The following is a 9761-nucleotide window of genomic DNA, read 5'->3' as shown; positions in this document are numbered from 1 at the left end:
CGCCGCTCGTGTACCCCCGAAAGGGCCTTACCGCTCGACTTGCATGTGTTAAGCACGCCGCCAGCGTTCGTCCTGAGCCAGGATCAAACTCTCCGTTGAAAAACAACACCCCACACCAACCCCAAAAAGAAGCCGATGCGAGGAAAAAGAGATGCCTGACAAGAACAAAACCCCGACAATATATTGCCAGAATCATTGCCTTACCAAAACCATCAACCCACAACCCCACCACCCAAAAAGGACAGCAAAGAAAGAGAGTCAACGGGGCAAACAAACTAATTCGTCGACTATGACACACTGTTGAGTTCTCAAGAATCAGACGCAACCCGTCCTGCGACCGAGAAGGCCGAAGCGGCGGGGCTGTGGCCACCACACCGCGGTGGAACCGCTGTGCTGTGACCGTCTGTGTCGCTGCGGGGCCGGCAACCCGATCCTGACCGGATCTTGTTGCCCGCCGCTCCCTGGCGACTCAGAGAACATTAGGCGACGATCCGGGGCTTGCCAAATCGGGTGTGCGCGACCGGCATCCCGTACGCATCGTCGCAGGTCAGCGGGCTGCGACGAGGTGGCGCGTGTCGGCCACCGTGCGACAGCCGGCCAACCGGAAGCACTCCACGGTCTGCTCCTCGAGCTCGGCGTGCAGGCGTCGCACGTCGTCGGCTCCCCCGACCAGGGCCCAGACGGGCAGTCGACCGAGGAACACGGCGTCGGCGCCCAGCGACAGGGCGGCCAGGACGTCGCCGCCCGAGCGCAGGCCGCCGTCGACGTACACCTGGGCGTGGTGGTCGGCGAGCTCGGCGGCGACGTCGGCGAGGCAGTGCGCTGTCGCGGCCGCCCGGTCGAGCTGGCGACCGCCGTGGTTGCTCACCCACACCGCCTGCGCACCCGCCTGCACGCACCGACGGGCGTCGTCGGGTCGCAGCACCCCCTTGACCACCACCGGCAGCCCCGTGCGCTCGGCGAGCCAGTCGAGGTCGTGCGGGCCCAGGTCGAGGGCCTTCTCCGCGCCCGGGCGCTGGTCGTGGCCGGGCTCGAAGTTCACCCGGGTGAAGGCGGGATCGACGACGTCCCACACCCGGTCGCCGGCAGCGAGCCAGGTGCCGACGACGGGGGTGTCCACCGTGAGCACGACCGCCTGGGCGCCCGCGTCGACCGCACGCTGCAGCAGGGGCTCAGCCAGGGTGCGGTCGGAGGGCAGGTAGACCTGCAGCCACCAGTCGACGCCGGTGGCGGCGATCTCCTCGAACGGCGTCCCCGCGTTGCTGGACACCACCATCAGCCCGCCGGCGTCGGCGGTGGCCCGGGCCATCGCCAGCTCGCCGTCGGGGTGCACGGCTCGCTGCAGGGACGTGGGAGCGACCCCCCACGGCAGCGCCGTGCGCCGTCCGAGCAGGGTCACGCCGAGGTCGACGTCGGTCACGTCGCGCATGACGTGGGGTCGGAAGCGCACCTGCGACCACGCCGGGCCGGCCTCGGCGAGGGTCACGCCGGTGCCGGAGCCGTGCGCGACGTACTCCTGCACCGGTCCGGGCAGCTTGGCGCGGGCGCGCTCCTCGAGGGTGTCGATCCAGCTGCCGCGCCGCGTCCCCCTCCTCACCTCAGCGGACCTCGACGCCCTTGAAGCGCTTCTTGCCGCGCCGCAGCACCAACCAGGTGCCACCGACGAGGTCGGCACGGTCGGGCACGTGGTCGGGGTCCTGCACCCGCACGTTGTTGACGTAGGCCCCGCCCTCGGCGACGGTGCGGCGTGCCTCCCCCCTGCTCGCCGCGAGGCCGGCCTGCACGAGCAGGTCGACCACCGTGGGCAGCTCGGCGCCCGCCTCGAGCGTGGTGGTGCCGGCCTCCTGCAGGGCGGCGCCCAGCGTGCTGGGGCTGAGCGAGGCCATGTCGCCCCCGCCGAACAGCGCCGCGGAGGCCGCCGTGATGCGGGCGGTCTCCTCGGCGCCGTGCACCAGCGTGGTGACGTGCTCGGCCAGGGCCTTCTGCCCCGAGCGCAGGAACGGCTTCTCGGCCTGCTCGGCCTCCAGGGCCTCGATCTCCGCGCGCGGCAGGAACGTGAAGATGCGCAGCAGCTCGCCGACCTTCTCGTCCTCCACGTTGAGCCAGAACTGGAAGAAGGCGTACGGCGACATCATCTCCGGGTCGAGCCACAGGGCGCCGCCCTCGGTCTTGCCGTACTTGGTGCCGTCGGCCTTGGTGACCAGGGGCGTCGCGAACGCGTGCACCGTCGCCCCCTCGGCACGGCGCACCAGCTCGACGCCCCCCGTGAGGTTGCCCCACTGGTCGGAGCCGCCGAACTGCAGCGTGACGCCGTGCTCGCGGTGGAGGTTGAGGTAGTCCATCGACTGCAGCAGCACGTAGCTGAACTCGGTGTAGCTGATGCCGGACTCCAGGCGGCGGCGCACGGTGTCGCGGGCCAGCATCCGGTTGACCGGGAAGTGCTTGCCGATGTCACGCAGGAAGTCGATGACCGACAGCCCGGCGGTCCAGTCGAGGTTGTCGACCATCGTCGCGGCGTTGTCGCCCTCGAAGGACAGGAACGGCTCGATCTGGGCACGCACGCGCCCGACGTACTCGGCGACGGTCTCGGCGGAGTTCAGGGTGCGCTCGCCGGAGTCGCGGGGGTCGCCGATCATGCCGGTGGCCCCGCCGACCAGTGCGTACGGCGTGTGTCCGGCCTGCTGCAGGCGCCGCGCGGTGAGGATCTGCACGAGGTTGCCCAGGTGGAGGCTGGGCGCCGTCGGGTCGAAGCCCACGTAGAACCGCACGCCCCCCGCCGCCAGCGCCGCGCGCAGGCCGTCGAGGTCCGTCGAGTGGGCCAGCAGGCCGCGCCACTCGAGGTCGTCGATGAGGGTGGGGTCGATGGGCACGAGGCGCCTCTCCGGTCGGACGGCGGGGCGGTCCCGCCGGTCCCAGCCTGCCTCACCGGTGGCCCCCCGGGCGACCCGGTGGACGGCTGCGGACACCGCGGGCGCGTGCGACTCCCGCCGGGCCCTTCCCGCCCACCCGCTGGGAGGAAGGGCGGGGGGCCGTCAGCACCTAGGGTGTTCCGGCAGGAGGTCCAGACGTTGATCGCAGGTAGGTACACCCTCGACCGGGAAATCGGTCGGGGCGGCATGGGGGCCGTGTGGCTCGGGCAGGACGAGGTGCTGGGGCGCCCCGTCGCGGTCAAGCGCATCGGCATGGCGCCCGGCGAGACGGACGCCGACCTGCGGCGGGCCGAGCGGGAGGCGCGCCTCGCGGCTCGGCTCAATCACCCCCACGTGGTGGCCGTCTTCGACCTCGTCGACGAGGACGACCAGCAGTGGCTGGTGATGGAGTACGTCGAGGGCACGAACCTCTCGGGGCTGCTGAAGGACCGCGGCCGGCTCTCCCCCACCGACGCGGCACCCCTGCTCGGCCAGGCCGCCGACGCGCTCGCCGCCGCGCACGCCGCCGGCATCGTGCACCGCGACGTGAAGCCCTCGAACATGCTGGTCACCGGTCAGGGCCACCTCAAGCTCTCCGACTTCGGCATCGCCCGCGCCGAGGCCGACGCCGCGCTCACCCAGACCGGGCTGGTCACCGGCTCCCCGGCCTACATCGCCCCCGAGGTCGCCTCGGGCTCCACGGCCACCGACCGCAGCGACGTCTGGTCGCTGGGGGCCTCGCTCTACCACGCCCTGTCGGGCGCCCCGCCGTACGAGGTCAAGGACAACGTGCTGGGGGTGCTCTACCGCATCGTGCACGAGGACCCGCCGCGCCTCGACGACAGCGACTGGCTGGCCCCGCTGCTGGCCTCGACGATGACCCACGACCCCGCCGACCGCTGGTCGATGGCGATGGTGCGCGACTACCTGGCCGAGGGCCCGTCGGCCTCCGGGTACGTCGAGGCGCCGACGCGCCGCGTCCGCACCCTCGAGACCCCGGTGGCCGTGCCGCCCCGGCAGGCCAGCACGGCGGCACTCGCCGCGGTGCCATCGTACACGACCGGCGCCAGCCCGGTGGTGACCCCGGCCCAGGCCGCCGCCGCGACCGCGGGGCCGGGGCCGCGCAGCCGGGCCCGCGTCGCCGTGCTCGCCCTGGCGGGGGTGCTCCTGCTGGGCGGCGTCACGGTGGGCGCCTTCCTCCTGGGCAGCGGGGGCGAGGACGACCCCGCCGAGGCGGCCGGGGCGGCACCGAGCACCTCGGCCGACCCCACGGCCTCGGACTCCGCCGAGCAGAGCCCGGACAGCAGCCCCGATCCGACCCCGACCGACCGGGCCTCGCGCGAGCCCGCCCCGCGGGCGACCCGGGCCGGCATGACGCAGTTCGTCGACACCTACCTCACCGCGGCCGACGCCGACCCCGCCACGTCGTTCAACCTGCTCACGCCGTCGTTCCAGGCCGCCAGCGGCGGCATCGACGGCTACTCCGCGTTCTGGAGCGCCATCGACGACGTGGACCTGCGCAGTGCCACCGCCGACCCGCAGGCCGGCACCGTCACCTACACCTATCGCCGCGAGGTCGGCGGCGAGCGCATCGAGGAGTCGGTCACGCTGCGTCTCCAGCTGCAGCCCGACGGCAGCTACAAGATCGCCGACGAGCTCTAGGCGACACCCCCACGGCCCACCCGGGCTCCGCTCGTCGCCCGGGCCGGGCACCCCCTAGGCTGACGACGACGTCGGGCGAGCATTCGAGGATGGTGCGTGGTGCGACCGGTCGACCTCTACCGCGACATCGTCGAGTCGTCTCCCGACGGCATCTGGGTGCTCGATCCCGAGGGGCGCACGCTCTACGCGAACCGCGTGATGGCCACGATGCTCGACGTCGACCCCGCGGAGGCGCCCCAGCTCGACCTGCGGGCCTTCCTCGACGACGCCGGTCGGGAGCAGTACGAGCAGCACCTCGCCGACCTGCGCGCCGGACGCGTGCAACGCGCCGCCGTCGACGTGCAGCTCGTGCGCCGCGACGGCACGACGTTCTGGACGCTCGCCCGGGAGAGCCCGATGCTCGACGCCGCGGGGCAGCCGGCCGGCACGGTCACCACCTTCACCGACTACACCGACCGCCGCGCCGACCTCGAGGAGCTGCGCACCAGCCGGACCCGGCTCACCGAGGCCCACCGCATCGCCCGCCTGGCGAGCTTCGAGTGGGACCTCACCACCGACCTGGTGCAGGCCTCCCCCGAGCTGCTCGCGCTGCACGACGCCTCCCCCGACACCGGCCCGGTGTCCATGGCGCAGGCCTGCCAGGCCGTGCACCCCGACGACCGCGAGGCCCTCGAGGGCGCCCTGCGTCGGGTCGTCACGCACGGCGACGCGCTCGACGTCGTCGCCCGGGTGCGCGGCCCGCAGCGCTGGGTGTGGGTGCGCGCGCGGGGGCGCGTGGTCACCGACCCCGACGGACGCCGCTGGGTGCTCGGCACCCACCAGGACGTCACCGACGCCCGCGAGACCGAGCAGGCGCTGGCCGACCAGGTCGCGCAGAACGGCCTGATGCAGGCGGTGGCCAGCGCGGCCAACGACGCCGCCACGCTCGACGAGGTGCTGCGCCACGCCCGCTCCCTGGTGCTGCTCCACGACGACTGGGACCGCGGCCGCGCGTTCGTCCCCGGCGACGACGGCGTGGTGCCGATGCCACTGGGCACCGTCGAGGCCGCCGACGACGCGCGCACCCCCGACGAGACGGCCGCCGAGCTGGCGCTGGCGCGCCTGGCCCACCGCGCCCGCCGGGCGGTGTGGGACGAGACCGGCCTGACGCTGGCCTTCCCGGTCCTGCTCGAGCAGGAGGTGTGTGCCGTGGTCACCCTCACCAGCCGGCCGCCGCTGTACCGCCACGACATGATCGAGTCGATGGCGCGCACGGTGGCCGACCTGCTGAGCCGGGTGGCCGAGCGCGAGCGCGACGCGCGGGCCCTGGCCGAGGCCCGCGACGCGGCGATGGCGGCGTCGCGGCTGAAGTCGGAGTTCCTGGCGACGATGAGCCACGAGATCCGCACCCCGCTCAACGGCGTCATCGGCCTCACCGACCTGCTGCTGGGCTCGCAGCTCGGCACCCGCGAGCGCCGCCTCGCCACCGGCGTGCGGGCGGCCGGTCGCGCGCTGCTCGGCGTCATCAACGACATCCTCGACTTCTCCAAGATCGAGGCCGGGCGCCTGGACCTGGAGACGGTCGACTTCGAGGTGCGTCCCGTGCTCGACCAGGTGGTGGGGGTGCTCGCCGAGCAGGCCCGCACCCGGGGGCTCGACCTGGTGGCGTCCTGCCACCCGGAGGTGCCGGTCGTGCTCAGCGGCGACCCCACCCGCCTCGCGCAGGCGCTGACCAACCTCGCCTCCAACGCGCTGAAGTTCACCGAGGCCGGCCGGGTGGCCGTGCGGGTGCGCCTGCCGCGCCCCGGCGACCCCGCCGTGCCCACCGTGGGCCGCGACCCCGAGGGCGCCGTGCGGCTCGTCGTGGAGGTCAGCGACACCGGCGTCGGCGTCGACCCCGCCGAGCTGGCGCACCTCTTCGAGCCGTTCACCCAGGCCGACGCCAGCACCACGAGGGTGTACGGCGGCACCGGCCTCGGGCTGGCCATCACCCGCGAGATCGTGGCCGCGATGGGCGGGCTCGTGGCCCACGCCCCCAACCCCGCGGGCGGCAGCGTGTTCTCGTTCTCGGTGCTGCTCGGCCCGGCCGACGGCGACGGCGACGACACCGCGGAGTCCGAGGCGCGGCGTCGGCTCACCGGTCACCGCGTCCTGGTGGTCGACGACGTGCCCGCCAACCGTGCGGTGCTGGAGGAGCAGCTCGGCTGGTGGGGTGTGGCCACCACCGGCGTCGGCTCGGCACCGGACGCGCTGGCCGAGCTCACCCGCGCCCGCGCGGAGGGCGACCCGTACGACGCCGTCGTGCTCGACCTCGGCGCGCCCGGCCTCCAGGGGCTCGAGCCCGCCCGGCGGGTGCGCGCGGAGGGTGGCCCGCACCTGCGGGTGCTCCTGCTCACCTCCAGCGCCTCGGTGGGCGCCGAGGCGGCGGCCGCCGCCGGGGTCGACGACTGGCTGGTGAAGCCGGTGGTCACCGGGGTGCTCCGCTCGACCCTGGTGCAGCTGCTCGGCGGGGAGCGCGTACCCGGCACCGCGGTGCGTCCCGCCGCAGCCGTCGCAGCCGTCGCCGTCCCCGCCGTCGACCCGGCCGCGGAGGTGCGGGTGGACCCGGCCCCCGACCCGTCGGCCACCGCGCGCGCCCGCTTGCTGGTGGTCGAGGACAACCCGGTCAACCAGATGGTCGCCACCGGTCTGCTCGAGGCCATGGGCTTCGCCGTGGTGGCCGTGGACGACGGGGTGGAGGCCGTCCGAGCCGCCGCCGACGACGGCTGGGACGCGATCCTGATGGACGTGCAGATGCCCCGCATGGACGGCTACGCCGCCACCCGGGCCATCCGGGTCGCCGAGGCCGTCGACACCGCGGGAGCCACCGGGCGCCGGCGTCCGATCATCGCGATGACCGCGGCCGCGGTGGAGGGCGAGCGCGAGCGGTGCCTGGCCGCCGGCATGGACGACTTCCTCACCAAGCCCATCGACGTCGCCGCCCTCGCCGCGACCCTGTCGCGCTGGCTCCGCACCGACGTCGCGCCGCCGGCCTCCCCATCCCGCGACCGCGCAGGCGTCGCGCCGCCGGCGACCGCGCCGTACGCCGGGCTCGAGGTGGAGCGGCTCGGCTCGTTGCTCGACCTCGACGGCGACGGCTCCTACGTGTTCCGCGCGATCGGCAACTACCTGGTCAACGCCGCGCACACCCTGGCCACCCTGCGCGAGCTGGTGGCCGTCGGCGGCGACCCTGCGCAGGTGCGGGCGGTCGCCCACAAGCTGGTCGGTGGCGCGCTCAACCTGGGCGCCCCCGACGCCGCGGCGGCGCTGCGCACGATCGAGCGACTGGCCGAGCGCGGCACCACCGACGGCGCGGTCGACCTGCTGCCGGACGTGGAGCGGCGCGTCGAGCGGTCGTGCCGCGAGCTCGAGGCCTGGCGCACGGCGGCCGGCCACCGACCTGACGGGCCACCCACGGCGCAGGGGTGAACCCCTGGCCCTCTCTCGTGGCCTGGCGGCCCGCCGAGCCCGGCCGCGGTCGGCGTCAGTACGCCGCAGCGGTGTCGGTCTCGGCGCCCGCCACCGGGGCGTAGGCGCACGAGTCCTCGGCGTCCTCCGCGCGTCCCGGGTCGCCCTTCGGCACCCCCGCGCGCTTGCGCGGCTCGAGCGCCTTGGCGACCACCTGCTGCATGTAGGTGAAGTCGGGGTCGTAGGAGGAGAACTGCTCCGAGGCGCGGAAGACCACCGACTTCACCTTGGCGTCCTTCACCTTCAGCCCGAGGTCGACGAACGCGGGGACGATGCGCAGCGGGACGTCGGTGGAGACGATCTCCTGACCGGTCTGCGCCAGTGCCTGGTAGCGCCGGATCAGCGTGCCCGGGTCGGCGGCGTCGATCATCGCGTCGATGGCGCAGCGCTGGCGGTCCATCCGCTCGTAGTCGTCGGAGCCGTAGCGCCCGCGGGCGAACCACAGCGCGTGGAACCCGTCGAGCAGCTGGTCGGGGCCGGGGTCGATGTAGTCGACCGGCGGGATGCCGAGGTCGGTGTTGCCCTGGATGGCCACCGGCTCGTTGACGTTGACCCGGATGCCGCCGATCGCGTCGACGACGTCCTCGAACCCCTTGAGGTTGACCAGCACGTAGTAGTCGACCGGCACGCCGAGGCTGCCCTCGACGGCCTGCTTGATCGCGTCGGCGCCCTCGTCGCGGCTGCCGCCCAGCACGCCCGGGTGACGCTCGGGCACCTGCCCGTAGATGGCGTTGAGCATGTAGTAGCCGTCGTCCTCGGGGCCGCTGAAGCCCTCGGGGTACAGGTCGTGCAGGGGGCTGTCGACCGGGAACTGGGCGTTCATCATGTTGCGCGGCAGGCTGAACATGACCGTCTTGCCGGTGGCGGTGTCCATGCTGACCAGCACCACGGTGTCGGTACGCACACCGGTGCGCCCCTCGCCGCCGTCACCGCCGAGCAGCAGCACGTTGACCCGGTCGCGGCCACCCCACGGGTCGGCCTCGGTGACGTCGTCGGGGGTGGTGGCCACCTCGTTGTCGTCGAAGACCTCGTCGACGAAGCCCGCCTGCACCTGCGCGTAGCGCGCGGCCACCGCGAACGGCGCGCCGATGGCCAGGCACAGCACCAGGACGAACCCGTGACCTGCTGCGGTGTGCCACCGCGGACGCCGTGGCGGGCGCACCTGGCGGTAGGTCAGGTAGACCACGACCGCCCACACCGCCAGCCCCAGCACCAGGGCAACGGCGGCCACCCGCAGGCGGGCGGGGTCGAAGGCGAAGTCGACGGCGGCGCGCAGGTCGCGCCCGAAGTACCAGACGGTGGCCGCCACCAGCGCGAGCGTCGGGGCCAGCACCAGCACGCCGAGCAGGCGCCTCCCGGTGTAGAGGAACCCCGAGCCCGGCAGCACCGCGCCGAGCAGGGTCACCCCGAGCGTCCCGGGCAGCCCCGACGCCCGGCGCCGCACCGGACGCAGCACGCGGGAGCCGGACGACCGACGCGGTGAGCCGGGCGCGGGCCGGGTGGCGGTGGAGGTCGCGCGGCGCAGCACACGTCGGCGCACGCTCGCGCGTCGCCGCCCCCGGCGCGGGGTCGGCCCAGGGCCGGACGACATCGGCGCCTGGTCGACCATGGCCAGCCTCTCGGACGTGCGGACGGGGGGTCGGTCGGGCCGACGCGTGGCTGCCGCGCAGCGACGCAGAAATTACCATCGAGGGCGGTGCACGT

The 9761-nt window shown here is 74.0% G+C and carries 5 protein-coding genes and 1 rRNA gene; 2 read left to right on the top strand and 4 right to left on the bottom strand.

From position 1 onward, the window contains the following. The 3 genes from AC4OR8_RS18800 to tyrS form a co-directional block, all read right to left on the bottom strand. Positions 1 to 99 (bottom strand): 16S ribosomal RNA (locus AC4OR8_RS18800); the annotation flags it as partial. A 448-nt stretch (positions 100 to 547) separates the two neighbouring features. Then, complete coding sequence (locus AC4OR8_RS18795; protein WP_492167134.1) at positions 548 to 1597, bottom strand: alpha-hydroxy acid oxidase; 1050 nt, start codon at positions 1595 to 1597, stop codon at positions 548 to 550. A 1-nt stretch (position 1598) separates the two neighbouring features. Continuing rightward, positions 1599 to 2870: a tyrosine--tRNA ligase gene (gene tyrS / locus AC4OR8_RS18790; protein WP_492167133.1), complete on the bottom strand. Its 1272-nt coding sequence runs from the start codon at positions 2868 to 2870 to the stop codon at positions 1599 to 1601. On the opposite strand from tyrS, the gene AC4OR8_RS18785 reads away from it, so the two are divergent. Together AC4OR8_RS18785 and AC4OR8_RS18780 are read left to right on the top strand one after the other, a co-directional pair. After that, positions 2814 to 4571: a protein kinase domain-containing protein gene (locus AC4OR8_RS18785; RefSeq protein ID WP_492167132.1), complete on the top strand. Its 1758-nt coding sequence runs from the start codon at positions 2814 to 2816 to the stop codon at positions 4569 to 4571. The two genes, tyrS and AC4OR8_RS18785, sit on opposite strands and share 57 nt — an antisense overlap. A gap of 96 nt (positions 4572 to 4667) precedes the next feature. Continuing rightward, the gene (locus AC4OR8_RS18780) at positions 4668 to 8018 is read left to right on the top strand and encodes a response regulator (RefSeq protein WP_492167131.1); all 3351 of its coding nucleotides are present in this window, start codon (positions 4668 to 4670) and stop codon (positions 8016 to 8018) included. Between the two features lie 55 nt (positions 8019 to 8073). Here the strand turns inward: AC4OR8_RS18780 and AC4OR8_RS18775 are convergent, their stop codons facing one another. Beyond that, positions 8074 to 9597 (bottom strand): LCP family protein, encoded by a 1524-nt coding sequence (locus tag AC4OR8_RS18775; RefSeq protein WP_492167130.1) that lies wholly within the window; start codon positions 9595 to 9597, stop codon positions 8074 to 8076. Positions 9598 to 9761: the final 164 nt, after the last annotated feature.

This window comes from Nocardioides sp. FY1077 (assembly GCF_058681775.1).
Note: the sequence above shows the minus strand (reverse complement) of the source record. Positions and strands in the feature narration are given on the sequence as shown.